This window comes from Paenibacillus sp. J22R67, from assembly GCF_059692175.1.
Window position 1 is genome coordinate 750,387 of the sequence record NZ_JCAUAX010000001.1, and the last position, 24,727, is coordinate 775,113.

The 24,727-nt window shown below is 47.1% G+C and carries 22 protein-coding genes; 9 read left to right on the forward strand and 13 right to left on the reverse strand.

The genetic code is table 11. From position 1 onward, the window contains the following. Positions 1 to 57 precede the first annotated feature (57 nt). From glpX to AC58VC_RS03705, 5 genes are all read right to left on the reverse strand, one after another. A complete protein-coding gene (gene glpX, locus AC58VC_RS03685) occupies positions 58 to 1,020 on the reverse strand; it encodes a class II fructose-bisphosphatase (protein ID WP_497367470.1) in 963 nt (320 codons plus the stop codon). 48 nt (positions 1,021 to 1,068) lie between these two features. Then, positions 1,069 to 1,860 (reverse strand): pyruvate, water dikinase regulatory protein, encoded by a 792-nt coding sequence (locus tag AC58VC_RS03690; RefSeq protein WP_497367896.1) that lies wholly within the window; start codon positions 1,858 to 1,860, stop codon positions 1,069 to 1,071. Positions 1,861 to 1,887: 27 nt separating this feature from the next. Then, positions 1,888 to 2,502, reverse strand: coding sequence for a helix-turn-helix transcriptional regulator (locus AC58VC_RS03695; RefSeq protein ID WP_497367471.1), 615 nt, complete (start codon positions 2,500 to 2,502; stop codon positions 1,888 to 1,890). Between the two features lie 239 nt (positions 2,503 to 2,741). Continuing rightward, complete coding sequence (locus AC58VC_RS03700; RefSeq protein WP_497367472.1) at positions 2,742 to 3,284, reverse strand: chromate transporter; 543 nt, start codon at positions 3,282 to 3,284, stop codon at positions 2,742 to 2,744. A 16-nt stretch (positions 3,285 to 3,300) separates the two neighbouring features. Further along, on the reverse strand, positions 3,301 to 3,945 hold the full coding sequence (locus AC58VC_RS03705) for a chromate transporter (protein ID WP_497367473.1): 645 nt from the start codon (positions 3,943 to 3,945) through the stop codon (positions 3,301 to 3,303). Positions 3,946 to 4,185: 240 nt separating this feature from the next. Here AC58VC_RS03705 and AC58VC_RS03710 point away from each other — a divergent pair, with 240 nt between their 5' ends. Continuing rightward, positions 4,186 to 4,554: a hypothetical protein gene (locus tag AC58VC_RS03710; protein ID WP_497367474.1), complete on the forward strand. Its 369-nt coding sequence runs from the start codon at positions 4,186 to 4,188 to the stop codon at positions 4,552 to 4,554. Between the two features lie 46 nt (positions 4,555 to 4,600). Here AC58VC_RS03710 and AC58VC_RS03715 read toward each other — a convergent pair whose 3' ends face one another. After that, the gene (locus AC58VC_RS03715; protein ID WP_497367475.1) at positions 4,601 to 5,539 is read right to left on the reverse strand and encodes a DMT family transporter; all 939 of its coding nucleotides are present in this window, start codon (positions 5,537 to 5,539) and stop codon (positions 4,601 to 4,603) included. A 242-nt stretch (positions 5,540 to 5,781) separates the two neighbouring features. On the opposite strand from AC58VC_RS03715, the gene AC58VC_RS03720 reads away from it, so the two are divergent. Together AC58VC_RS03720 and AC58VC_RS03725 are read left to right on the forward strand one after the other, a co-directional pair. After that, complete coding sequence (locus AC58VC_RS03720) at positions 5,782 to 6,993, forward strand: threonine synthase (RefSeq protein WP_497367476.1); 1,212 nt, start codon at positions 5,782 to 5,784, stop codon at positions 6,991 to 6,993. Positions 6,994 to 7,005: 12 nt separating this feature from the next. Next, positions 7,006 to 7,221: a hypothetical protein gene (locus AC58VC_RS03725; protein WP_497367477.1), complete on the forward strand. Its 216-nt coding sequence runs from the start codon at positions 7,006 to 7,008 to the stop codon at positions 7,219 to 7,221. Between the two features lie 9 nt (positions 7,222 to 7,230). Here AC58VC_RS03725 and AC58VC_RS03730 read toward each other — a convergent pair whose 3' ends face one another. The 5 genes from AC58VC_RS03730 to AC58VC_RS03750 all read right to left on the reverse strand — a co-directional run bounded on the left by AC58VC_RS03730 (position 7,231) and on the right by AC58VC_RS03750 (position 17,455). Beyond that, the gene (locus AC58VC_RS03730; protein WP_497367478.1) at positions 7,231 to 7,722 is read right to left on the reverse strand and encodes a hypothetical protein; all 492 of its coding nucleotides are present in this window, start codon (positions 7,720 to 7,722) and stop codon (positions 7,231 to 7,233) included. Between the two features lie 105 nt (positions 7,723 to 7,827). Then, positions 7,828 to 9,279 carry a catalase KatA gene (gene katA, locus AC58VC_RS03735; protein WP_497367479.1) on the reverse strand — a complete coding sequence of 484 codons (1,452 nt, stop codon included), beginning with the start codon at positions 9,277 to 9,279 and terminating at the stop codon, positions 7,828 to 7,830. 185 nt (positions 9,280 to 9,464) lie between these two features. Beyond that, positions 9,465 to 13,169, reverse strand: a complete 3,705-nt coding sequence (locus tag AC58VC_RS03740) for a rhamnogalacturonan lyase family protein (RefSeq protein ID WP_497367480.1) — start codon at positions 13,167 to 13,169, stop codon at positions 9,465 to 9,467. 25 nt (positions 13,170 to 13,194) lie between these two features. Next, entirely contained in the window at positions 13,195 to 14,235 is a 1,041-nt protein-coding gene (locus AC58VC_RS03745) for an S-layer homology domain-containing protein (protein WP_497367481.1), read from the reverse strand. A gap of 91 nt (positions 14,236 to 14,326) precedes the next feature. After that, positions 14,327 to 17,455 carry a rhamnogalacturonan lyase family protein gene (locus tag AC58VC_RS03750; RefSeq protein WP_497367482.1) on the reverse strand — a complete coding sequence of 1,043 codons (3,129 nt, stop codon included), beginning with the start codon at positions 17,453 to 17,455 and terminating at the stop codon, positions 14,327 to 14,329. A gap of 507 nt (positions 17,456 to 17,962) precedes the next feature. Here AC58VC_RS03750 and AC58VC_RS03755 point away from each other — a divergent pair. The 3 genes from AC58VC_RS03755 (at position 17,963) to AC58VC_RS03765 (ending at position 19,585) form a co-directional block, all read left to right on the forward strand. Beyond that, positions 17,963 to 18,109: a hypothetical protein gene (locus AC58VC_RS03755; protein ID WP_497367483.1), complete on the forward strand. Its 147-nt coding sequence runs from the start codon at positions 17,963 to 17,965 to the stop codon at positions 18,107 to 18,109. Between the two features lie 533 nt (positions 18,110 to 18,642). Continuing rightward, positions 18,643 to 19,065 carry a DoxX family protein gene (locus AC58VC_RS03760; protein ID WP_497367484.1) on the forward strand — a complete coding sequence of 141 codons (423 nt, stop codon included), beginning with the start codon at positions 18,643 to 18,645 and terminating at the stop codon, positions 19,063 to 19,065. Positions 19,066 to 19,120: 55 nt separating this feature from the next. Further along, complete coding sequence (locus AC58VC_RS03765; RefSeq protein WP_497367485.1) at positions 19,121 to 19,585, forward strand: DUF8821 family protein; 465 nt, start codon at positions 19,121 to 19,123, stop codon at positions 19,583 to 19,585. A 236-nt stretch (positions 19,586 to 19,821) separates the two neighbouring features. On the opposite strand, the gene AC58VC_RS03770 is transcribed toward AC58VC_RS03765, so the two are convergent. Together AC58VC_RS03770 and AC58VC_RS03775 are read right to left on the reverse strand one after the other, a co-directional pair. Then, positions 19,822 to 20,958, reverse strand: coding sequence for a glycerate kinase (locus tag AC58VC_RS03770; RefSeq protein ID WP_497367486.1), 1,137 nt, complete (start codon positions 20,956 to 20,958; stop codon positions 19,822 to 19,824). Between the two features lie 34 nt (positions 20,959 to 20,992). Then, complete coding sequence (locus tag AC58VC_RS03775; RefSeq protein ID WP_497367897.1) at positions 20,993 to 21,871, reverse strand: NAD(P)-dependent oxidoreductase; 879 nt, start codon at positions 21,869 to 21,871, stop codon at positions 20,993 to 20,995. Between the two features lie 188 nt (positions 21,872 to 22,059). Here AC58VC_RS03775 and AC58VC_RS03780 point away from each other — a divergent pair, with 188 nt between their 5' ends. The 3 genes from AC58VC_RS03780 to AC58VC_RS03790 are packed head-to-tail and all read left to right on the forward strand — an operon-like array spanning position 22,060 to position 24,676. Beyond that, positions 22,060 to 22,389, forward strand: a complete 330-nt coding sequence (locus AC58VC_RS03780; protein WP_497367898.1) for a PadR family transcriptional regulator — start codon at positions 22,060 to 22,062, stop codon at positions 22,387 to 22,389. A gap of 17 nt (positions 22,390 to 22,406) precedes the next feature. After that, positions 22,407 to 23,123 (forward strand): pentapeptide repeat-containing protein, encoded by a 717-nt coding sequence (locus tag AC58VC_RS03785; RefSeq protein ID WP_497367487.1) that lies wholly within the window; start codon positions 22,407 to 22,409, stop codon positions 23,121 to 23,123. A gap of 26 nt (positions 23,124 to 23,149) precedes the next feature. After that, entirely contained in the window at positions 23,150 to 24,676 is a 1,527-nt protein-coding gene (locus AC58VC_RS03790) for an MDR family MFS transporter (protein ID WP_497367488.1), read from the forward strand. Positions 24,677 to 24,727 lie beyond the last annotated feature (51 nt).

Sequence of the window (24,727 nt, forward strand, 5' to 3'; positions counted from 1 at the left end):
ACAACAAAAAGACCATGCATCTCAACCAGAGTTGACTTACATGGTCCTCATTAAGCTTTAGGCACTCCCAAGATACACCTGCGTCTGATGGACGCAATGAATGAAACGCACAGTTTGCGTTTCAGCCCTCATTACGACCGAGTGAGTCTCTGCGCGGCCACCGAATAGATATTTCACACCGCTCAGGAAATCACCGGAGGTAACGCCTGTCGCTGCGAAATAAATATCGGATTCTCCGATGAGATCACGCATGCCCAGCACTTTGGAGGGATCCGTGATCCCCATAGCCAAGCAGCGGGCGATCTCAGCCTCATTCTCCGGCAGAAGCCGTCCCTGGAATTCGCCGCCCATACAACGCAGCGCTGCTGCGGCGAGCACGCCCTCCGGCGCGCCTCCCGAACCCACGTGCAGATCGATGCCCGTTTCGGGAAAAGCTGTCGCCATAGCTCCCGCTACATCGCCGTCACTGAGCAAATGAATTTTAACACCTAGCGTACGCAGTACTAAGATTTTGTCGGCATGCCGTTTGCGATCCAAGATCGAAACGGTTAGCTCGGTTACATCTTTTTGCAGCAGCTCAGCGGCTTTGCGTACCGTCACTTCGAGCGAATCCTCTAACCGGAGATGTCCGGTTAATCGCGGACCGACGGCCAGCTTTTCCATATACATATCTGGAGCATGCAGCAGATTCCCTTTCTCGGCAATAGCTACCACAGAAAGCGCATTGTTTCTGCCGCTTGCGACAATGTCCGTACCTTCTAGCGGATCTACCGCCACATCATATTCAGGACCAGAGCCGCTGCCCACGGGCTCGCCAATATAGAGCATTGGAGCTTCGTCCATCTCTCCTTCCCCTATTACAACAGTTCCCCGAAATGGAATGGAGCTAAAAATAGAACGCATGGCAGATGTAGCCGCTTCGTCAGCGCTATGTTTGTTCCCTTTTCCAGTCCACCGAGCGGACGCCAAAGCAGCATATTCTGTAACTCGAACAATTTCCAGTGACAAATCTCTTTGCATACATCCATTCACCCTTTCTACTTTGGAATTGTTTGAATTGTTTGTGCGTTATGTTCTGTCGGCTAAAATAAGACCTGCTGTTTCTTCGATCGCTTTCTCACTAACATCGATGATTTGGCAGCCAAGCTCACGATACAATTTCATCGCAAAAGCCAGCTCTTCCTTAACTCGCTCCCCGGTCGCATATTTGGCGCCAAAGGGAAGCCCAACCGCTTTCAAGCGTTCTGTGCGAATCCGCACTAGCTGATCAGGACTCATCGTTAAACCAATTAGCTTCTTAGGATCTAATTCATATATAATGGCGGGCGGCTTCACCTCTGGAACAAGCGGGTAATTGGCCACCTTATTCCCTTTATGCGCCAAATAAATGCTGAGCGGTGTTTTGGAGGTACGAGAAGGCCCGAGCAGGACAATGTTAGCGTGTTTCATTGCGCTCGGATCTTTGCCATCATCACTATTTACAGTGAACTCAACCGCTTCAACCCGCTGATAATACTGCTCATCCATCTGGTAGAGCAAGCCTACTTTGCGCTTCGGCGAATCCTTGAACGTATCAATGAATGCCTGCATCATAGGTCCCATAATGTCAATAGCATTGACGCTAAGTCGAATTGCTTCCTGCCTCATCATCTCCCTAAGTTCAGGAAGAACCAGTGTGTAAGCGATAAAACCGTTCACTTTCGATGCTTCTTCCACTAGGGAGCGAACTTCATCTTCGGTTCGGATCGACCCGAAGCGTTTGACCTGCACTTGGCTTGCATTAAATTGGCGGATTGTTGCTTGTACGACGGTATTCGCCGTTTCCCCTACAGAATCCGAACAAACGAAAATCGTATGCATCTTATCTCCCACTTGCACTCCTCCTGATTAAATCCCCAGCGCTACTTCAAGCAGCAGTTTGGTCATCGTCGTTTTCGTAATTCGGCCAATTACTTCATCATGTTCCTGATCAGGCGCTGCCGGCTTAACGACGGGCAATCCGTCGACTTGATGATGGATCATTTTCCGAGCAGCTTCTAACACACTGTCTTCCGGGTGTACCGTAACAATATTCGGATGTCTAGTCATGACGAGTGAAACAGGCATGCTGTTCGCGGCGGACTGCCCTAATGTCACCTTAAGCAGATCCTTTCGTGAAACGATTCCTACTAAAGCCCCCTGTTGATTGACAATCATTAAACTACCTACATTTTCCAGAAAAAGTGTCACGACAGCATCACTGACCGTAACCGTCTCCCTAAGCACAACGGGAATGCCCATGACTTCTTTGACCTTCATCGCCTCAACATGCTTAAATGGTGAATTGACCTCAAGTGCCGTTTTTCCAAGAAAATAACCGACTTTCGGTTTGGCATCAATATGCCCCAGCATCACCAAAACAGCCAGATCCGAACGGATCGTCGGGCGGCTAATGCCTAAAAGCTCAGCGATGCGTTCCCCCGTAATCGGGGCATGCTTGCCCACAAGATCAATAATTTCCAACTGGCGGGATGTCAGCTCGATGATGTTTCCCTCCTAAATCACTCAAAACCACTTATATAGTGTGTTCTATTTATTATATATTGTATATTATATAGCATAAAAAAGGAAAATAATATTGTTTTATAGCACATAAAATAATTTTTTATCATTTTTGGACACGTTCTGTTCACTTTTTAGGATGTCAAAAAGCCCCCTTTCTACTTCCCAGAAGGAATGAAAGAGAGCTTTATACTTACCGCCTATTGGAAAAAAACAATGCCCATAATGCCCGCGCCTATAATAATAATAAATGGATGAAGCTTATATTTGACAATCCCCACGAAAGCGCCAATGGAGATTAAAATCGTAGCAATCTGCTGCCATGTAATCGGCAGTTTGGCTTCGCCCCAGCCTGCCATTCCAAAGTGAATCGCCGCAAAAATAATCAAGCCAGTAACTACGGGTTTCAAACCGTAGAAAGAAGATTTAAACCACCTATTATTATGCCATTTATACAAAAATGCCGCTAATACGATGATCAATAAAAGAGATGGAAGCACCATTCCAAGCGTCGCCACAATGGCGCCCATCACGCCAGCCGTCTGAAAGCCAATGAGTGTGGCACAATTCGTAGCAATCGGTCCTGGGCCTGACCCCGCCAAAGCCACAACTTGGTTAAAAGCTTCATCTGTAAGCCATTGGTTCTTGCTCACTTCTTGCTGGATGATCGGCATCATCGCGTACCCGCCGCCGAAGGAGATAAACCCAATCTTAAAAAAAGTAAGAAATAAACTTAATAGCACGCTTAATCACCTTCCCTCATATACCGTCAGCCATGAAATAATCTGCGGCCCGGCCACTCATTGGCGATTGCGATTTCGTTTCTTTGGTCGCGAATGGATCTTTCATTCCCCATTTTTGCTTCAAGAAAACGACAGCAATCCCGGCCACAAAGCCGGAGCCAATCACCAAGATTGGTGATATCGGGAGGAAAAGCAGGACGAGCACGGTAGCCACCGCGGCAAAAAGTGTCATTTTATCGATAATGGATGACTTCGCCATTTTGTAGGCAGCTGCTGCGATCAGTCCAACAATTGCAGCATGAATCCCCTCCATGATAGCTTGCATTTTCGGATAACTTTGGAGAAATGCGTAAACCATACTAAGGATCATAACAATCAAAAAGGTAGGAAGCGTAATGCCGATGACGGCTGCTACGGCTCCCCGAATTCCCGCCAAATGATAGCCGACTAAGGCTGAAACATTCACGCCTACACCGCCCGGAGCTGCTCCGGATATGGCAAGAAGCTCAGTCATCTCATCATCAGACATCCACTCATTCGTCTCAACGACTTCTCTGTGAATAGCAGGCAGCATGGCATACCCGCCACCAAAAGTAAGTGGGCTGATCCGCAGAAATGTCCAGAAGATGCTTATTAATTTACGATAGTTGTTTATTGGCATGTTGGTTGACCTCCCCTGCACTTAATTCTATTTTGAACTAAAGAGAGTAGAATGTCCAATCATTTTTACTAATCCCTTTCCTTAACCTCCCTTATAATGCAGGATGTTAGCTTACATCAATCCCGATCATCCCGATTAAAAATCTAAGTTTAATTTATTTTGGAATAAAGGTCGACTTTTCATACAATTGGGGTAAGCCTACTATAGGAACACCTAACCTATTCGAGAGGATGATGAATGATGAGCCGAATGATTCAAGCGTATTTTCACACGGAAAACCAAGCCGAGGGTGCCAAAGTTCTGCTAACGAAATACGATCCGCAAATGCTCGAGGTTGGACCGCTGGAAGGCGGATATAACGGTAGTGGACGGCTACTGCTACCTTTTATGGAAAGCGGAGGATTAGTGAATGACGCGAACATTAACAAAAGCTTTGCCATGGTCGATGCGCCTCCGAACGCAGCCGCTAACTCTTCCAACTATGCAAGCGACGGGGATGCCCAAGTCCTTCATTATGTGCTCTCATGCAAAGTCGCGGATGCTGATTATTTGGGAGCTGCTGAGATCATTCGCCGCAACCATGGACATTTGGAGCAATTTAACGACTAATGTATAAATAAAAAAGGAGCTTGCCGACATCGGCAAGCTCCTTTTTTCATGCAGCAGTCGTCTGCCGCTTTTTCATGGCATAATTCGTTAAATAGACTCCGGCCACGATGCATACTGCCCCTAAGAAATGATACAGTTTCAGCGACTCGCCTGTAAAAGCCGTTGCAAAAATTGCACTGAACATCGGGATGAAATTCAGAAAACCTGCGCAGCGCTGAGGGCCTACGATTTCGATAGCTCGATTCCAGCTCAGGAAAGCGATGATTGAAGCGAATAATCCGATATAAATGAGTCCTGAGATAAGCGCTGAATTCCAAACAATGTGCGGAGATTTCACCGCTATTTCAGTTAACGATAGCGGGATCAGCATGAGCAAAGCAACGACAACCTGCGCGAGCAGCAAAGGGCTGGACGGAAATCGCCCCGCTACCTTTTTCATGCCAACGGAATATAAAGCCCAACAAAGAACTGCCGTTAGCATCAGCAAGTCCCCTTTATTAAAAGACAGATGGAGCAGCGCCGACAAACTCCCACGACTAATGATCCAGCCTACACCAGCCATTGAAACGAGAATACCAGGCAAAGCCGACCACGCGAATCTTTCTTTCATGACTAGCCAGGTTAAAATCACCACAATGATCGGTGTAGCGGAGTTCATGAGTGAAGCGTTGATTGAACCCGTATATTGAACCGCAACATACGTCAAAGTGTTAAACCCGGCAACGCCGGTTGCAGATAAGAACAAGAGCATCTTCCAGTTCCGGAGAAATTCAGCTCTTAACCGCCACGTTTGTTTACCAAAGAACGGCAGAAGAAGCAGGAAAGCAATGCCCCAACGCAAGGCAGCAAGAGTAACTGGGGGAATATGCAGAACAAGCGCTTTGCCGGCCACAAAATTGCCTCCCCATATGCAAGTGGCAAGAATTAAAAGTATGTAGGGGGATTGTCGTATCATGCTCAGTCGTACTCCTTCATAGATCATCATAATGGCTACTTACCTGTACATGATAACATATGACGGAATCGACAGGGACATGAGTTTGCAAGGCTTGTCGCAATTCTGAGCCTATTTATGATTAACACTTTGGTATACTCTGCATACTAGACCCTATATCCCTTGTGCAAATGTACAGCATCCTCAGGATTCGTTGACAGGTGGGTTTCTTTTCCTTTACGATGGGCTAAGTAATTATCCAATGGTTCAATATATGTTAGGAGACTTCCGTCATGCAGAATAGCTTTGTTTCTCACCTTTATTGCCCGAAATGCGCGGCTCAGTACAATATCGAAGACAAACATCAGTTGTGCCTCTGCGGCTCACCACTTTTAGTAGCCTATGACTTAGAGCGTTTGGCGTTATCCATGAATCCTTCTCAGCTTCGTGACCGCGAACCTACGCTTTGGCGTTATCGCGAACTACTTCCTGTTCTTCACGCCGAACATGTTGTCACACTCGGCGAAGGCTTTACCCCACTGCTTCCAATGCAAAGCATCGGCGCAGATATGCACATCCCCGGCCTGCTGATGAAAGACGAAGGCTTGCTGCCTACCGGCTCTTTCAAAGCCAGAGGTGCTGCTGTCGGTATTTCCAAAGCGAAGGAGCTTGGCGTGCAGGAACTCGCCATGCCGACAAATGGCAATGCAGGCGCAGCATGGGCTTTGTATGCGGCTAGAGCTAAGATGAAGTCAACGGTCATCATGCCCGTAGATGCTCCACTCATTACCCGTAATGAATGTGCAATTTCCGGGTCCAATTTGTATCTGGTTAATGGTCTAATCAGTGATGCCGGGCGGATTGTCGCCGATCTCGTCAAGTCATATGGCCTCTATGATGCTTCTACGCTCAAAGAACCTTACCGCATCGAAGGCAAAAAGACGATGGGACTTGAAATTGCTGAGCAGCTGGGTTGGAAGCTGCCCGATGTTATTTTGTACCCAACAGGTGGCGGCGTTGGACTGATCGGTATTTATAAAGCACTTCAGGAGCTGCAAACCTTGGGTTGGGTACAAGGGAAATTGCCGCGGCTTGTTGCTGTTCAAGCAGAGGGCTGCGCACCTATCGTCAAAGCTTGGGAAAATCAAGAGAAAGCCTCGGAATTTTGGCAGGAATCCAAGACAGTCGCCTTCGGCATTAACGTTCCTAAAGCGCTTGGCGACTTCTTAGTCTTAGAGGCCATCTATGCGACCGGCGGATGCGCGGTTTCCATTCATGACGAGGAGCTGCTGCAAGAACAACAGCGAATCGCAGAGCTTGAAGGAGCATTCGTGTGCCCAGAGGGAGCGGCTACATTCGCAGCCGCAAGGAAGCTGAAACAATCCGGCTGGATCGCCGAGAATGAGTGCGTCATTGCGCTCAACACTGGGGCAGGCATCAAATATCCGGATACCGTAAACGTGCAGGTACCCGTCTTGCAGCCAGAGGAACGGATCACGAGATAAGGGGACCCGCGGGTGAACAACGAGTTGAACAAAACACTTCTAACGGACATGCAATTATTCGCGGCGGCGCTCTCGCAAGTGAATGTCGTCGTCATACAGTGCACGGCGGATGATATCCCCGTTTTTCTAGCTGTAGGTAAAATTAGAAAATATACACCATTTGAAGTACAGATAGGTGAAATATCCTATTTGCGAGAAGAAAGCGAATTTCGTATTAAAGAAGACTGACCTAACACACTAATAAAATGTTATTTCACAGTAAGACCCCAAGGGAATAATTTCATTTAAATACTTGTACATAGCTTCCTTCTCGCGATTCTGAAGACGTCGGTCAGCATGAAAATCAAAATAAATCAGACCTTCAGCGGCATCATAGTGGACAAACGATAAATGACCGCAGGGAAATAGCCGATGAATGGCTTCAATAATGCCGTATTGGTTCAAATCCCTGCGCTTTGCCGTTTGAACAACAGCTTCCGGAATGTCCTGCGACGGTGGAACTTTATCCGTTTGCACCAAGTTATAGGCTTTCACTTGGTAGCAAACATACGGATATAAGTAACCGCTTGCATATCTTTGCAAGGACTCAGCATCTTTAGCGGGTAAGTTCAAATCTTCGTTCCATGCATAGATCGTCGCTTTATGCTTTTCCGGCGTATGAATCCGTACATATTTCAAATGCGGAAAACGATTTTTCACCAATTGCTCCGATAATAGACGAGTTCCCACCCTGATCACCTCTTCGGATTATTGACCTCTGTCTTCATGTATATGCTACTTAAAAAAGACAGCAACCTTTTGCTACGAAAAGGTTGCTGTCTCTTTCTTATCATCTTATTCCGGTACCGATAATCCTAGACCCTCTGCAATACGGACACCATATTCGGGATCTGCCTTATAGAAATGTGCGATTTGTCTAAGCTTGATTTCGTCCGACTCCACAGGCTTCATAGCGCCAACAATCGTCTGAACAAGCCGCGAACGCTCATCCTCACTCAAAAGCCGGTACAAATCACCAGGCTGCGTATAGTGATCATGATGATCATAACCTACGCTGTCGGCTGATCCTGATACCTCAAATGGCGCTATTTTGCTATCAGGCGATTCCTTTGGTCCACCTGCACTGTTCGGCTCGTAGTAGACCGAGCTTCCGCCATTGTCATCCGCGCGCATTTGCCCGTCCCGCTGATACGTGTTCACTTCACTGCGCGGCCGATTGATCGGCAAAGCCTGATGATTGGCCCCTACCCGGTAGCGATGCGCATCCCCGTAGGCGAATAGGCGACCTTGCAGCATTTTATCCGGCGAAACATCAATGCCAGGGACCAACGTGCCCGGTGAAAAAGTGGCTTGCTCAACCTCCGCGAAATAATTCTCCGGATTACGATCCAGCACCATGCGGCCTACCTCAATTAGCGGATAGTCCTTCTGCGACCATACTTTTGTCACATCAAATGGGTCAAAGCGATACGTGTTCGCATCTTCAAGCGGCATGATCTGCACACACAATTTCCAAGCTGGGAAATCACCTTGTTTAATCGCATTGAACAAATCTTCCGTGTGATAATCCGGATTGTCTGCCGCAAGCTGCGCTGCCACATCAGGAGCTAAATTTCTAACGCCTTGCTCTGTTTTAAAATGATACTTCACCCAGACGCCTGCGCCCTCGCTATTCACCCATTTGAACGTGTGGCTGCCAAAACCATGCATGTGCCGAAGTGTCGCAGGAATGCCGCGATCCGTCATCAGAATCGTCACTTGATGCAGCGACTCCGGCGATAATGACCAGAAATCCCATACGGCATTTGGGTTTTTCAGATGTGTTTGCGGATGGCGTTTCTGTGTATGAATGAAATCAGGAAATTTAATCGCATCGCGGATGAAAAACACCGGTGTATTATTGCCTACAAGATCATAATTGCCTTCATCTGTGTAAAACTTAACGGCGAATCCTCGTGGATCACGTACGGTGTCCGAGGAGCCATTTTCACCCGCAACCGTCGAGAAACGCACAAACAGCGGCGTCCTTTTACCAACCTCCGCAAAAAGACTTGCTTTCGTATACTTCGTTAAATCCTGTGTGACTTCAAAATAACCGTGCGCCCCTGCCCCTTTGGCATGAACAACGCGCTCCGGCACCCTTTCTCGGTTAAAGTGCGCCAACTTCTCAAGCAGGTGGACATCCTGGATCAAAGTTGGTCCTCGTGCTCCTGCGGTTATGGAGTTTTGGTTATCCCCGACGGGAGCGCCCCAGCTCGTTGTCAGTTTATTCTTTTCCGTGCTCATTGCTTAATCACCTCTTAAGTATAATTGTGAAGCTCCCGTTTAAGCGCTCTCATCGCTGACAGGATATAGGTGTGACAACCTTCTTTTGCCTATTTCATATGTATTCGAGAACCTGTCTTGTTATGAAAAAGAAAAGCCTGGCAGAAGATCACAGATCTCCGCAAGGCTTCTCTTATTAACCATTATTATTTTAAAATGTAGCTCGCAACTTCACTCAAATCCTGAATATCAATGATGCCGTCAACATGGACGTCCGCCTTGCTATTCCAGTTAGGATCCGTGTTTCTTTCTCCATAATGAGCGGCAATGAAGGCTAAGTCGCCGACGCTCACTTGGCCGGAATTGTTAACATCGTAGCCATGGCTTGTGTTCACAGAAGCTTGGAAGGCTGTCAAAGCAGCGTTCAGCTCAGCAACAGCTTGCGCAATTTCAGCTTGCGTGACATTCGGATTCGCTTGTACCGCTTTGGCTTTCGTAATTGCCGCTAAAAGCACCGCTTTCGAGCCAGCAGGGTATTCACCTTGACCAATACCTTCTACCGCCTGTGCGTATGCCGTCTCTGCCGTGCTAATCAGAGCATTCAACGCGGACAAGTCGGCATAACGAATCGTAATCGGTTTCTCCACACCTTCGAAAGTGGTTTCCACACCTGCTGCATTAGCAACTTGTGCAGAGCTATAGACACTAGTGGCAACTGTGCTGCTTACGGATTTGGCTCTGAGCTGAAGCGAGATCAAATCGCTATTGCCCGTCACTCCGTAATCGGTCCCTAAACTAACCAAGATGATTTGCACCTTGCCAGGTGTGTTGTAAACATTGCCTACAACACTTACGCCATCTTGCAAGCCTTTGGCTGACACATATTCGAAGTAATCCGGATCATAAGTAAAGCTCACATCTTGCGCGATGATGGGTTCCGTAATACCGCTCAGTCCGTAGGTAAGCGAAAGCGTCTCGCCTGGCTTTAACGTACTTCCACCATTTAAAGTAATGCCTGGCTCTTGTGGTTCTCCCTCCGGCACTGTAATACTCGGTATCGGCGGCTGGGTCATCCCCCCACCAAGGTAATAACCCACATGAGGTGGCTGGTTGTAGCCTGTATTTTCACGGGCCACGCCTAATCGGTAAATAGGATCTTGCATGAGGGTATAGAAGCGATAATCGGTTACATCGGTTGTCATATATATGCGCAGCGCGCTGCTGTCTTCAAGCCGCCACATCGCTTCTTCACGCCAGTCTCCGAATAAATCGGCTTGCAGGCCCGGGTTTCCTTTTGTCCCATTGTTGGAGAAAGTCCCCTCGGCTGAAAGCAGCGTCTTTACTTGCGAATTCTCATAATCCCATTTCAAAATGTTCCCTACACCCGTCAGCGTTGTATCGCTGTAGGTATGGTCGAGCAGCTCACGCTGGAGATCTCCATCCCACCAAATGGCGAAGTTCGCAGGGGGAATATGTGTGGCAATCTCGTTGCCCTTCACGTCGTACATGCCCCCGGAAGTGCTGTTCCAGCCTCCCGCATCAATGGCCCAAGATTCGGCCCCTTTGTAGCGAGGATCGATATCAGCGGACACGCCACGGCCCACATCATAGGTCGTAGGTTTTCCCCAAATGAGCTCACCCGTTTTCGCATCACGGAATTCCAACCCTGCCCGGCTCGGCTTTTCCTCATGAACCTGAAAGACCTCGTAGCCAGGACGATCCGGGTCCAAGTCACTTAAATGCATAGCATCTCCATGTCCCAAGCCCGTTGTATAAAGTCCTTTACCATCGTCGTCAACCGCCATTGCACCATAAACAATTTCATCTTTACCGTCTCCGTCAACATCAGCAACGCTTAGGTTATGATTTCCTTGGCCTGCGTAGCTGCCATTTCCGGGAGTGTTTGAATCAAACGTCCATGCCTTTGTTAACTGTCCATCTTGCCAGTTGTACGCGACAAGGACTGTTCTTGTGTAATACCCTCGTGCCATAATCAGACTTGGATGCTCACCATCCAGATAAGCAATAGCTGCCAGAAAACGATCGACCCTGTTTCCGTACGTATCTCCCCAGTTCCCTACCGTTCCCCTTGGAGGTTCGTAGGAAGTATTCGTAAGCGTTTTACCTGTGGCACCTTCAAAAATGCTCAAATATTCAGGACCGGTTAAAATGTAGCCGGATGAATTCCGGTAATCCGCTGCCCCGTTCCCAAGCACGGCGCCAGCTCCATCGATGGTTCCGTCTGCCGTTTTCATAGCGACTTCCGCCTTGCCGTCTCCATCCAGGTCATACACCATGAACTGTGTGTAATGGGCTCCAGCCCGAATATTTTTGCCCAAATCAATCCGCCATAATTGTGTGCCGTCAAGCTCATACGCATCAACAAAGACATTGCCTGTGTAACCAGACTGCGAGTTGTCTTTGGAATTGGAAGGGTCCCATTTCACAACATACTCGTATTGTCCATCGCCATCCAAATCACCGACACTAACATCATTTGCATTATACGTGTAGGCGACCCCATCCGGTGTAGTGCCGCCCGTAGGTTTATTTAGAGGAATATCCAAATGATTCGTTTCCAGGACAGACGCGCTGCCCGAAGCCGTTTGTTCGATTCCACTCAGCACCGCTCGAACCGTATAAGTCGATTGTGGTGTTCCTTCCGTATCAAGGAAGTTAGTGCTTGAAGTGATCGGGGTATTATTAATCTTGTGGCCATCCCGATACAGATTGAATGAGATGCTGCTTGGCTCTGTCCCCAGCAATCTCCAACCGACATAAACGCCATTGCTCACTTTAATTGCTGTAGTTCCGCGTTCCAGACGTTCCATTTGACGTTTGAAGACTTTCTTGATCGGTGAGACGACAGAAGCTGTGAGATCAGAGAGCCCCGCTGAATTAACAGCAGCAATTTTGTAATAATAAGGAACATTTGTTGACACGGATTGATCTACATAGGAGGAATCTGACGATCCAGCAATTCTGCTGTAGGTCCCCGACTCGTTTGCCGATCTGTAAACATAATAGTATACAGCTCCGGAAACGGAGTCCCAGTCTAAGCTAACTGAACTTTCTGTCGCATCAGCGATTTGAAATTGTGCAGGAACAGCTGGCTTTTGCCCCGTTCCGTCTGCAACGGTTACCATCAGCGGATCACTTTTTGGCGATTCATAACCACCGGTCGTGTTCGTAACTGCATAGGTGTAAGTTAAACCAAGTTCAACTGAACTGTCTGCATATACCGCTGCGCTTGTTGTTCCGATTTTGGCATAATCAGCTTGACCTTCATCTTTCCGGTAAATGCTGTATTCACTCACGCCTTGTGCGGCATTCCAGCTAAGCTGTACGCTTGGCGTTGGCGCAACGCTCACGCTATCAACCTTGACACCGCTCATGACAACGGCTGGCGTAATTTCAATGGCGTTGACACGGCCATCATTACCGCCAATGTCTACGTTCATCTGTCCGTCTGCCACTGTGACTACAGCAGTGACATCCTGAAAACTGCCGCTCGCCGTATTCGTAGCGCCTCGACTTATCCCCTCAATCGTAACGGCTGTCTTATTGCTCGCCGTTCCATCGCCAGCGGTAACTTTAACGAAATAATCCCCATTTTCCATATCCACTTTAAATGAGAAGCTTTTATCAATAACAAAATCTCTTAAAATATCACTGAAATTGCTTCCACGGTCTCGGCTCGCGATTGTTTTGCTTAGACCAAATCCAGCAGCACTGCTGTATAACGTGGATTCGGAAACTCGTGTAAAACCGGGAGCTACAGGACTTGTCGCTGTTCCGAAATCAAAGAGATAAGCATGCTGAGCAGCAAAACCTGTCTTAGGAAGCAGTGCTGAGCCTGAAAATACGGCAAAAGCCATCGTTGCGCTTAAAAAGAGCGGAAGTTTTCTCATTTTCATCTTCGCGTTCATCTACCTTTCATTTGGCCGATTGGAAGCTATCGTACGCGGCGAGAATTAATACAGCCGCTTCAGCTCGTGTTGCATTGTCACCAGGCACGAAATTGTTATTGTCTCTGCCTTGAATCAGTCCCGCTTTTCGAGAAGCTTTGATTTCTTGCAGCGCCCAGTCCGGAATTTGATCCTCATCAGCGAAGGAAACTGCCCCATCAGAGTTCGTCTCAAGACCGATTGCCCGTGCGACCATAACCGCCATCTCAGCGCGTGAAATAAGCCGATCTGCACCAAATGAGTGATCCTCGTAACCTGTTACCACACCTGCGGATGCCGCTTCAAAAACATAAGATTTGGCCCATTGCGGGATATCGGCGATATCAGAGAATTGCATAACCTGTGCATCCTTGCTAGTAAGCGATATCGCACGTACCAGCATAGCTGTGAACTCCGCTCGCGTTACCTTGCCGTCCGGTTGGAATGTCCCGTCATCGTAACCGTTAACAAAACCAAGCGATGCCGCTCTCTCGACTGCTTTTTGTGCCCAATGATTAGCCATATCACTAAAAGTAATAACCATTTCCTGCTTAGGCGTAATATCCATCGCAAGCTTGGAGTCGGAAGTTATCGTTGCTGCTTGCATCGCGCTCGTCACTTCTTTGACCTGAATAAGCTTGACCTCGGCTTGTCCTTCAGACAAATTCTCAAACGTAAAGGAAGCAAGTTCCACATCCCCTGAATCCCCCGGTAATTTTCCAACTTTGGTATGAGCAAAAACAACTTGCCCCTCTTTCACGATCGCTGGAACAGAAAATCCGTTCATCGGACTCGTTCCTTTTATAAAACGCAAATGCTTCGTATCATAGGACAATCGAATTTCGTAGCCATAAAGATCTGTCACTTGCGAGCCTTTTACAACGACTCTTACCTGACTCCCGACTTGGGTTTGATTACTCGTTACCGATAAGGAATAGCTGGCAGACTCAGCCGCCATGGCTTGCACGGGAATAAATGAGATACACAGAAGTAAGCATAAAACGAATAACAGCCCTCTCTTTTTCAACATAGCCTCCGTCCTCTCTGTGATGTGTTAGGATACGGGGAGGAAAGCAGCGTAAGTCCTGCCTTCCCGCCCGTTAAGTTCAGTAATAGCCAGCTTAAAAGTCCTCGTTAATAATCAGTTGAGCAAGTGCGGAAAGATCTTCGATATCAATTACTTTATCGTTATTGATGTCAAATTGTTTCCACTCATTCCAATCTGGGCTTTGATCCGTTTTGCCATACGCTTTAACCATAAGCGCCAAATCGCCGATACTTGCTTTGCCATCATTCGTATAGTCACCAGCAACCTTCGTAACCACGGATTGACGGAAAGTTTGAAGTTTGGCGGAAAGCTCAGCAATCGCTTGATTAATAAGCTCTTGACTGATAGTCGGATCATTCGCAGCCAGAATCGCTTTATCAATAGCTGCTTGCAGAATCGCTTTGGAGCCGGAAGGATACTCTCCAACATGGCCGCCTTCAACAGCGCTGCTAATCACACCTTGTGCTTCAGCAATTAAAGTATTCAACTGCGTTTTGTCTCCAGAGCCAATTTGTACAGCGTACGAACTGCCCTGCAATTGCTGCTCCGTTCCTTCACTGTTCGCAACTGTTAGCGCTGAGACGGCTGCAGTTCCTACGCCTGATTGAACGGAGGATTTGGCCGTCAAGCCGATGGAGAAAAGCGGACCGTTCGGACGCGCCTGCTTGTCACCGAAGTGAACGCCAAGAATGCGAAGCTTGCCAGGTGTTAGTTTATAATCAACGACTTTGAATGTGTCTTCGTCCAATGAAACAGGAGGTGTATTGTTAATATCCAACTTGGTCGTATCCACATCAATGGTAATATCCTCAGCCACGACTTCCGTGGAAACATGCTCCAGTCCGTACGTAACATTGAAAGATTGCCCAGGAGCGACAGCGTCAGGACCGCTCAAGGAGCCTCCTACCGCGAAAGGCTTTAAGTTTGGAATCGGAACCTTCGACCAGTCCGTATCTGAGGCAAAATAAAAGCTCGTATACGCTGGCTGATTGTATGCTGTGTTCTGTCTTGCAATCTCAGCTCGATACTGTGGATCATGCATCAACGTGTAGATCTTGTGATTCGTTACATCCGTGCTCATATAAATCCGAATAGCCGAGCTGTCCGTCTTGCGAACGAGCAATTCCTCTCTCCAATCACCAAAAATATCGGCAACAAGGGATGGGTTCCCTTTCGTAGAGTTATTTGTCGTCGTGCCTGAAGCCGTCAGTGCTCTAGCCCCACCCCAAACGTCAATCGTAGGCGTTGAACCATCCGCACCGTTCACAACTTGTGTCGTCATGTTGCCAGCCCATTTGATGCTCATGTTGGTACCAGGCATGGAAGTTCCTAATGTTGTACCATCTGCCATTCGTAGAGCAGTAGCCCATGTTTCGATACCTCTTTTGCTTGTATCAACGTCGCCGATCATACCACGACCAGTGTCTTTCCCTGTGTAAGCGCCATAGATGATCTCACCTGTTTTGGCGTCACGGAAGGAGTAACCGTAAGGTACGCTTGTCGCACCTTCGTGAACCATGAAGATTTCTAAACCAGGACGATCAGGGTTAATGTCCGTGACGTGCAAGGCATCTCCATGGCCGAGAAACGCAAAGTTCCCTGTATTCGGTCCTGCAGCAATCGTATCTCCGGAGCTGTACAATAACTTGCCATCATGGTCAATTGTTGAGGAACCGTAAACAATTTCTTGCTTGCCATCGCCGTCTACGTCAGCGCTTGTCAAGGAGTGAGCTCCCTGCGTTGTCAGTGTCGCATACGCAGGATTGGAGCCTTCTCTGCCATGAGGCGTGTCATTGAATGGATTCGTCATTTTTACCCATCCGCTGTCTACGAACCAATACTCCTCTAAATGTTTACCATTCCAGCGATACGACACGATCGTACTTCTCGTATAGTAACCTCTGGCAATGATCGCATACGGATTCTGGCCATCCAGATAGGACACACCTGCTAAGAATCGGTCCACACGGTTGGCCGGCTCAATTCTTCCTAGCGCGTAATCCCCCCACATAAGTCCATCATCTTCACGCCCCGGCTTATAGTGGATGGTCTCCATTTCTTTGCCTGTCGCGCCTTCAAACACAGATAAATACTCTGGACCATCGACAATAAATCCTTCGAATTCCCGCAATTTGTTATTCGTGCTTCGACTTGGAGCATACACATCTATAAAATAATCCGCTAAAAGCTTGGCATCCCCTTCAGAAAGCGGGTAAGAATACTTTTTGGCGATGCCGAAGCATTCTTCCAAGGTTTTAGGCCATGAACCGTTAAGCACCTCTGGATGCTTATCCCAATTCATGAACATGTTCACCACATGATCGTAGTAACCTTGGGCACTCAACCGATAATCGACTGTATTGGAGTAACCTTTGGCAATGTCTTCGCCAGGCATTGTAATGTAATTCGTGGATGTTACATTACCTTGAGCATCGTACTTGCTGACCTTCGTACCCGGCGCTGTTTTGAACATCATCTCTGATTTTCCGTCGCCATCGAAATCATAAACCATGAATTGCGTATAATGTGCGCCGGCCCGAATGTTGACGCCAAGATCAATTCGGTACAATAACGTCCCGTCAAACTTGTAGCAATCTACATATACGTTTCCTGTGTAACCTTTTTGAGAGACGTCTTTGGAGTTAGACGGGTCCCATTTGACGAAATACTCATATTGGCCATCTCCATCCACATCGCCAACGCTCATGTCATTCGCCTTGTAGGTGTAATTTTCGCCTTTTGGTGTTACCCCATCTGCTGGCTTTTTCAAATTCAAATCGTAGTAACCGCTGCCCCATGGTGTAACGGAGGCGCTTTTATCCTCTTCTTTTCCGTTCACGACTGCGGCTACGTAGTAATGCGATGCAGCCGTTCCTGTGCTATCCAAATAATTCGTACTGTCGTCGATCGTGGCAATCTTCGTGCCATCTCTGTACAAATTAAAGTTCGTCCCCGTTAATCCCGTGCTGGAGTAACCTGTTACCTCATTACCAAGCAGTCTCCAACTGAGAAACACGCCATTGCCTTTGACAACGGCCGCCAAGCCACGATCCAAATATTCCAATTGAACGCCTGATGTCGTCCCCTGATTGTTTGTTTGTACATCGGCTGCTGCTGTTCCGACCATGCTGCTAAACATCACCATGCAGCCAGCGGTTATAGTAAGCGCTTTCTTAGCGAGACTGGATTTTCTGTTCGTCATGCTTTTTGTCACCTTCCTTATCGGAGATATGTCGCGTAATTTGTCAGAAAATGATGTTTTTATGATACATTATGTTTCTATTATACTGAATTTTGTCGGATGATGCGAGATAATTGGATCACCATCGGGACTTTAGACTTAATTCCAGCAAGGACTTCAAGTGCTAGGTCAATATTAGCTATAATTGAAACTGATATTGATATAAACATTCATTATTTATAAGAATATTAGGTAGAACACTATTGGAAGCGCATCCAACTCTTCCTTTACAATTACAGCGTGGACTAGATTATTTTGGCTATTCTCAGCCCCTTTCATCGTAACTAAGTAACTTGATGATGCTTCGTCCATGTTTCTCACTACCTCTCAAATGATACATTGTGTATTTTTTATTTGCCAAATAAAAAACCGTTATTTTTGTTCAAGAAACAGTTATATTCCTGAAATGAGGGGACGGGCTCTTTTGAGGGCGATGATTCCTCGTGAAGCGAGCATGCTTTGGCAAGTGTGACGGTCGCTCGAGTAGCGAGTGATCAGGCGGATGGCGCGAGCGACGGCTTATGGGGAACTACAGGCCTCTATTCCCCTGAAAAGGCATGTTTTCCAGCAACACGGGGAACTACGGTCATCTATTTTGCCACATTTCCACGATAAACGTGCCGCGGTGGCCAAATAAGACCCCACAGTTCCGCTCAACAAGAAAAAAACTCGTTTTCTTCGGAATAGCGGACTCTAGTTCCCTCATGTGAAGCCGTAGCGGAATTCTCGCTATGTTCTTTAAAATTTGTTTTTGGTAGGTGAGGTGGAAGTTGGCTGTGCGGTGAATAGGTTGGCGGAATAGTGCGGGATTGGGAAAGTAGCTATCTGTGACCTGACGTGTTAACCCGTCAGACTCTTTGTATGTTTCCGCCGATGCAAGAGACCTTGCAGCATTGTCAGAGGGAACTAGCGTTCCCTCGTTTTCCTCTGAATAGGGGACTCCAGTTCCCTAAAGTTTTGGGCGGTGGTGATGGGGACCTCTAAACAGTATCACATTTTGATACATTTTATAGTTAGTATAAACGTATCAAGTGAAAACAAATTATTTGATCAATTTAAAAAAGGAGTGTATCTCCAGGCCATGTATATGCCGGCATGAACAAGGTTTCGGTTGTTAAAAAGTAAACGAGATCATTGGAGGAATGAAAATGAGTACGATTACCGGTAATGAAAAAATTGCGAAAGTAGTAACCCGTCCTACTGGAAGAATGGTCGCTTATTGGAGTATTACAATAATACTCGCATTCTCAATTGCATTAAGCGGTATTGGGCAACTGATGCGATATGGGGGGAATGTCGAGCTAGTGACCACTATTGGTTTCCCGCTATATATCACGAACATTCTTGGAGGATGGAAATTGCTTGGAGTCATTGCCATCGTAATTCCAGGTTTTCCTCGGCTTAAGGAGTGGGCCTATAGTGGTATCTTTTTTCTAATGACGGGCGCGGCCCTATCTCATGCGTTCGCTAACGATTACGGTGATTACGGTTTCCATATTATTCTTCCCCTTTTCTATGCCGCGCTTAGCATCGCCTCCTGGGCGCTTCGTCCGAAAAGCCGCAAGCTTTAATGGGATGTCCTTCATTTCAAATTATTTAATCTATTCATAAAAAGGAGTGTTGATAATGTCTTATATCGTTGATTTCAAAAATCTTTCTTCGGTTGGTTTAGAGTCTTCACCTGTAGCAGAAGCGCTCGCTGGTTTACGTGCTAATGAAGCCCGTTACTTTATGAACAAATACAAACATGAATTTACCGTCGTACCCGCTAGCGAAAGTCAGGAGAACATTGATTATGTGAACCGGATTTTGAAAGAACGCGATATTGCGTTTACGGCCAAACCTTTAGAAACGTCGCGTTTTCAAGTAGAAAATATCCAATTTACCTACGTCTTTTATGAGGATGGTCTTGGTATCAATGTCATGTATACGGTTGATGACCCTAAGAAACGGGCTGTTGGTTTTAAGCTTTCTGAAGGGATGGAGGTACCAATAGAGCTAGAAGAGAAGAAGTTTAAGTTTGCCAGACAGAAGTCTAAACTAGCTGGAACAATTCGGGGCTCGTTTTTTGTAATTAAAGGACAATATTAAGCATAAAAAATTGAGGCTACCGCTGTGAAAACGAGTGGTAGCCTCATTAATCTATCGGGAGGATAGTTGAAGATCAAACGCGATAGCTGAGGCGGAAGTTGGCTGTGCGGTGAAAAGGTTGATGGAATAGTGCGCATAAGATGACGTTAGGGTACATGGTTTGTTCAAAAAAAAGCCTATTTACCATCCTACACGGGAGGGTAAATAGGCTTTTCATTTCTCCAAGGTTGTACAAGTTACACCTTCGCAGCCAGATAAGTCCGCATCACCTGCTCCGCTTTTTGCGTCAGCAGCTCCTCGGTCCTCTCCATAGCTTCTTGCAGCGACATAGGTCCATTGACGATGCTATGTATGCTCGTGATGCCATGGTCATACAGGGATTCCACGCCAGCTCCAATGGAACCGCTCAACACAAAAACAGGAACGCCAAGCCTCTGCGCAGCTTGAGCAATACCCATAGGAGCTTTGCCCGAAGCCGTCTGCGCATCTGTTCGTCCCTCTCCCGTAATAACGAGAGAAGCCCCCTCCAAGTGATGGCTCAGGTTGCTTTGTTCCATTACAATCTCAACGCCGCGCTGAACCGTTGAAGGAAAGAAAGCTTGGAACGCGCCGCCAAGCCCACCCGCAGCCCCTGCACTAGGCAGATGGTGAACGGCTATGCCCGTATGTGCCTCGATGATATCCGCCCAGTGACGGAGCACCTCATCCAGCTCTTGCACCATCTCAGGGGTCGCCCCCTTCTGAGGGCCGAACACATAGGACGCTCCTTGCGGGCCGATGAACGGGTTTACCACATCAGAGGCAATCGTAAAACTCGACTGACCTATCCTTGCATCCCAATCCGCCGCATCAATGCTGCGAATCTTCGGGAGACCTATCGCTCCTTGCGGAACTGGTTGTCCTTCAGCATCTCGAAGGGCTAACCCGAGCGCTTGAAGCATGCCGCTTCCCCCGTCATTGGTTGCGCTGCCGCCAAGCGCCAAAATAAACTTGCGATACCCATGATCCAAGGCGTGTTTGATAAGCTGTCCTGTTCCGTAGGTTGTTGTTAGCCATGGATTTCGTTGTTCCTCTGAGATCAAATAAAGCCCTGAAGCCGTGGCCATCTCAATGACACAGGTTTCATTGTCGCCAAGCACACCATACTCAGCTGTCACATCATCCATTAAAGGACCGCTTACTGTAACTTCGATTTTGCTCCCCTGTGTCGAACTAATGAGGCTATCTACCGTTCCTTCGCCGCCGTCAGCCATTGGAACAAGCACGGTATCCGATGAGGGAGCAGCCTTCTGAATGCCTTTCGCTATAGCAAGAGCAGCCTCTTTTGCGCTTAAACTGCCTTTAAAAGAATCAGGTGCAATGACAATTTTCACAGACGTCCCTCTCTCCCGATCTTAGTCTGGTCAATCAAAGTTTGCTTATCAGCTTGTACAACGCGTGTGTCCCGCTGTCTTCTTCACCGCTGGCAGCCAGCTGCTCATACAGTGATTTGGCCAAAGCAAGTCCTGGCAGCTTCGCATTCATTTCTTCAGCCGACTGAAGCGCAATTTTCATATCTTTAATAAAATGTTTCACATAAAAGCCAGGTGCGAAATTGCCGGCGATCATCCGCGGTGCCAAATTACTTAATGACCAGCTGCCTGCCGCGCCTGATTCAATGCTTTTAAGCACAGTAGATGGATCTAGTCCTGATTTTTCCGCATAAACAAGTGCCTCGACCACGCCCATCATATTGCTGGCAATCGCGATTTGGTTGCACATTTTGGTATGCTGGCCTGCTCCCGCTTCCCCTTGATAGACGATATTCGTGCCGATTTTCTCAAATAGCGGCAACACCGCGTCAAATGCATCACGCGAGCCCCCCACCATAATTGACAGTCTCGCTTCTTTCGCCCCAACGTCTCCGCCTGAAACAGGTGCATCAAGTGAAAATAACCCGCGAGAACGCGCTTCATTCTCAATTTGCACAGCAAGCTTGGGAGAGGACGTTGTCATATCGATGACATAGCTTCCTGGCTTGGCATTTTGCAAAATACCATTTTCGCCCAAATAAATGTCTTCCACATCACTTGGGAAACCTACCATCGTAATAATCACATCACACTGCTGAGCCAATTGACCAGGTGATTCCTGCCAATGCGCCCCTTGATCCACGAGCTCCTGTGCTTTGGATCTTGTCCGATTGTACAGATGAACTTGATACCCCGCCTGCATAAAATGTCCCGCCATACTTTTGCCCATAACACCCGTACCTACAAGCCCTACTACGGTTTGCGCCGGATTCATTGCCACGATGAAAACCACCTTTCTAAATAAACACGCACTTCCAAGCGGATATTGCACAATTTTTCTTAAGTCTACTTCTAAGTTATCATCCCCGTTCTGTGCGGTCAATGAAAGATGTATCTCATTCGCAGGACTACATTGACAGACAAAGTACTCTTGATTATAATGTAAACCAGGAGGTGAGGGTCATCTTTGACTTGAAAATAACATCTGATCTTATTCGCGGACATACGGATAGCATCATTCTTAAACTTTTGATGTCAGGTGATAAATACGGCTATGAAATTTCAAAGCTTGTACAAGTAACTTCTGGTGGAGAATACGAGCTCAAAGAGGCTACGATGTATGCCAGTCTCAAACGCCTAGAGCAGGAAGATAACATTACATCCTACTGGGGAGACGAAACACAAGGCGGCAGAAGAAAGTATTATCGGCTCACCGACAAAGGCAAGGAAACATTTGATACAAACAAACGGAACTGGGAACATGCAAAAAACATACTCGATTTATTCTTATAAGAAAGGTGGAATCGTCCTTGCACACAAAACTTTCTGCTTATTTGGACGAAGTTTTCTCCAATTACGAGGATTTAAAACCCATTAGGGAGTTAAAAGAAGAGCTTTATCATGATTTAGAGGAAAGACTCAGCGATTTGCAAAAGGATGGCCTAGATGAGAAAGCTGCCTATGAGCGGACTATCGCCTCCATTGGCGAAATCTCTGAGCTCATCGAAAGCATCCATGCCAACACAACGAAACTGCAACAAGTCGTTGGCCTTGATTTTTCCAAACAAAATTTGCAAAAGTCGGATTTAAAAGCCACTCAGGTCCATGACGGAAAGTTTAATTACAGTAACCTGCAGGACTCAGATTTCAGCTATTCGGACTTAACGAATGCTTCTTTTAAATGCAGCAATTTAGACCGTTGTAATTTTGATGGCGCTAATTTGACCCATGCTAGGATTCAAAAATCCAACCTTAAGGGAGCTACTTTCCGGAATTGCCTGTTTGACCAAACAGACTTCAGCTCTTCGGAGTTAATGGGGGTATGTTTGGATAACCTAACTTTTACCGGAACTACGTTTCATCATACAGGTTTAAAAGGGACTTCATTCCGTAATGCCGTTTTTCAAAGCTGTTCGTTTAAAACGGATGTCAAAAAAGCAATATTTGACGGGGCTAAGATGGATAAAGGCACATATGCCTTATTAAAAGGTTTAAAAGCAAATCTCACTCACGTTACCATCATTTAATGTAGAAAGCGGTGAACACCAACTTCATGTCAACACAAACCAAAAATAAAGGAATAGGCATCGTTCTTGCCGGTCTGCTGCTCGGCATTCTGATGGCAGCAATGGATAATACCATTGTAGCGACAGCTATGGGCACCATCGTTGGGGAATTAGGCGGATTGGACAAATTCGTGTGGGTCACTTCCGCCTATATGGTCGCGGAGATGGCTGGCATGCCGATTTTCGGGAAATTGTCCGATATGTATGGACGCAAAAAGTTTTTCATCTTCGGGATTGTCGTATTTATGCTTGGCTCCATTTTATGCGGAACGGCTAATTCGATTATTGAGCTCAGCATTTATCGCGCGATCCAAGGGATTGGCGGCGGTGCGCTAGTACCGATTGCTTTTACCATTATGTTCGATGCTGTACCGATTGAGAGCCGGGGCAAATTAGGCGGATTATTCGGCGCCGTTTTTGGAATGTCCAGTATTTTCGGCCCCCTGCTTGGCGCTTATATCACGGATTATGTGAATTGGAAATGGGTTTTCTATATTAACCTGCCTCTTGGTTTGATTGCCTTTATTTTTATCGCTTTCTTTTACCGAGAATCCGTTGAACATTCGAAACAGAAGATCGATTGGTGGGGGGCAATGACACTTGTCGGAGCCATCGTCTCCATCATGTTCGCGCTTGAATTAGGCGGCAAAAAATATGCTTGGGATTCATCGGTTATCCTCGGATTATTTGCACTGTTCGCTGTGTTAACGATCATCTTCATTTTCGTAGAACGCCGTGCTGCCGAGCCGATTATCTCTTTTGCTATGTTCAAAAGCCGGTTGTATGCTTCCAGTAATGCCGTAGCCATCTTTAGCGGAGCTGCTTTTATTACAGCCTCTGTGTATATCCCAATCTTTGTTCAAGGTGTGCTTGGCGGAACAGCGACCAACTCAGGCTTAGTTTTGCTGCCCATGATGTTAGGTTCTGTTGTAACGGCAACAGGCGGCGGTTTCTTAATGACCAAAGTGAGCTATCGCGCCATCATGATTCCTACAACTCTTATTCTAGCTGGCGGAGTGGCGCTACTAACGACATTATCTCCTGAGTCGCCACGCTGGCTTGTAACGATCTATATGATTATCGTCGGTCTAGGTATCGGGGCTTCCTTCTCCGTTTTGAGTAATGCCGCGATCCATCTCTTCGATGCGAGACAACGTGGTTCAGCTTCTTCCACACTGAATTTCCTTCGTTCCTTAGGAATGACCCTGGGGATTACTGTTTTTGGAATTATCCAAAGCCACGCATTTACTAAAAAGCTGTCAGACGCCTTCGCTGGGCAAGGTGAAATGCCCGCTGGCATGGCTACGAGCGACCCACATACCCTGCTTGATCCGACCAAACGTTTGGACATCCCAGGTCCAATTTTAGAAAAAATCTCAAGCGCTCTATCGTCTTCGATCGTTCTCACATTCGCATGGACCATTGTTCCGGCAGTGATCGCCTTCATTTGTGCCATCGCGATGAGCAAAGAAAAACTTGATCCAACTCAGGAACAAGGCGCTGTATCGCATTAGTCAGCTAGAAACAATGGACGCCAAAAGCAAAGGAGCTAAACATGATCAAGC

Excerpts from the sequence above, each read along its gene's own strand:
- glpX (WP_497367470.1), bottom strand. The coding sequence starts at position 1,020 with ATGCAAAGAGATTTGTCACTGGAAATTGTTCGAGTTACAGAATATGCT.
- AC58VC_RS03690 (WP_497367896.1), bottom strand. The coding sequence starts at position 1,860 with ATGCATACGATTTTCGTTTGTTCGGATTCTGTAGGGGAAACGGCGAAT.
- AC58VC_RS03705 (WP_497367473.1), bottom strand. The coding sequence starts at position 3,945 with ATGCCAATAAACAACTATCGTAAATTAATAAGCATCTTCTGGACATTT.
- AC58VC_RS03710 (WP_497367474.1), top strand. The coding sequence starts at position 4,186 with ATGAGCCGAATGATTCAAGCGTATTTTCACACGGAAAACCAAGCCGAG.
- AC58VC_RS03715 (WP_497367475.1), bottom strand. The coding sequence starts at position 5,539 with ATGATGATCTATGAAGGAGTACGACTGAGCATGATACGACAATCCCCC.
- AC58VC_RS03720 (WP_497367476.1), top strand. The coding sequence starts at position 5,782 with ATGCAGAATAGCTTTGTTTCTCACCTTTATTGCCCGAAATGCGCGGCT.
- katA (WP_497367479.1), bottom strand. The coding sequence starts at position 9,279 with ATGAGCACGGAAAAGAATAAACTGACAACGAGCTGGGGCGCTCCCGTC.
- AC58VC_RS03740 (WP_497367480.1), bottom strand. The coding sequence starts at position 13,169 with ATGAGAAAACTTCCGCTCTTTTTAAGCGCAACGATGGCTTTTGCCGTA.
- AC58VC_RS03745 (WP_497367481.1), bottom strand. The coding sequence starts at position 14,235 with ATGTTGAAAAAGAGAGGGCTGTTATTCGTTTTATGCTTACTTCTGTGT.
- AC58VC_RS03750 (WP_497367482.1), bottom strand. The coding sequence starts at position 17,455 with ATGACGAACAGAAAATCCAGTCTCGCTAAGAAAGCGCTTACTATAACC.
- AC58VC_RS03760 (WP_497367484.1), top strand. The coding sequence starts at position 18,643 with ATGAGTACGATTACCGGTAATGAAAAAATTGCGAAAGTAGTAACCCGT.
- AC58VC_RS03765 (WP_497367485.1), top strand. The coding sequence starts at position 19,121 with ATGTCTTATATCGTTGATTTCAAAAATCTTTCTTCGGTTGGTTTAGAG.
- AC58VC_RS03775 (WP_497367897.1), bottom strand. The coding sequence starts at position 21,871 with ATGAATCCGGCGCAAACCGTAGTAGGGCTTGTAGGTACGGGTGTTATG.
- AC58VC_RS03790 (WP_497367488.1), top strand. The coding sequence starts at position 23,150 with ATGTCAACACAAACCAAAAATAAAGGAATAGGCATCGTTCTTGCCGGT.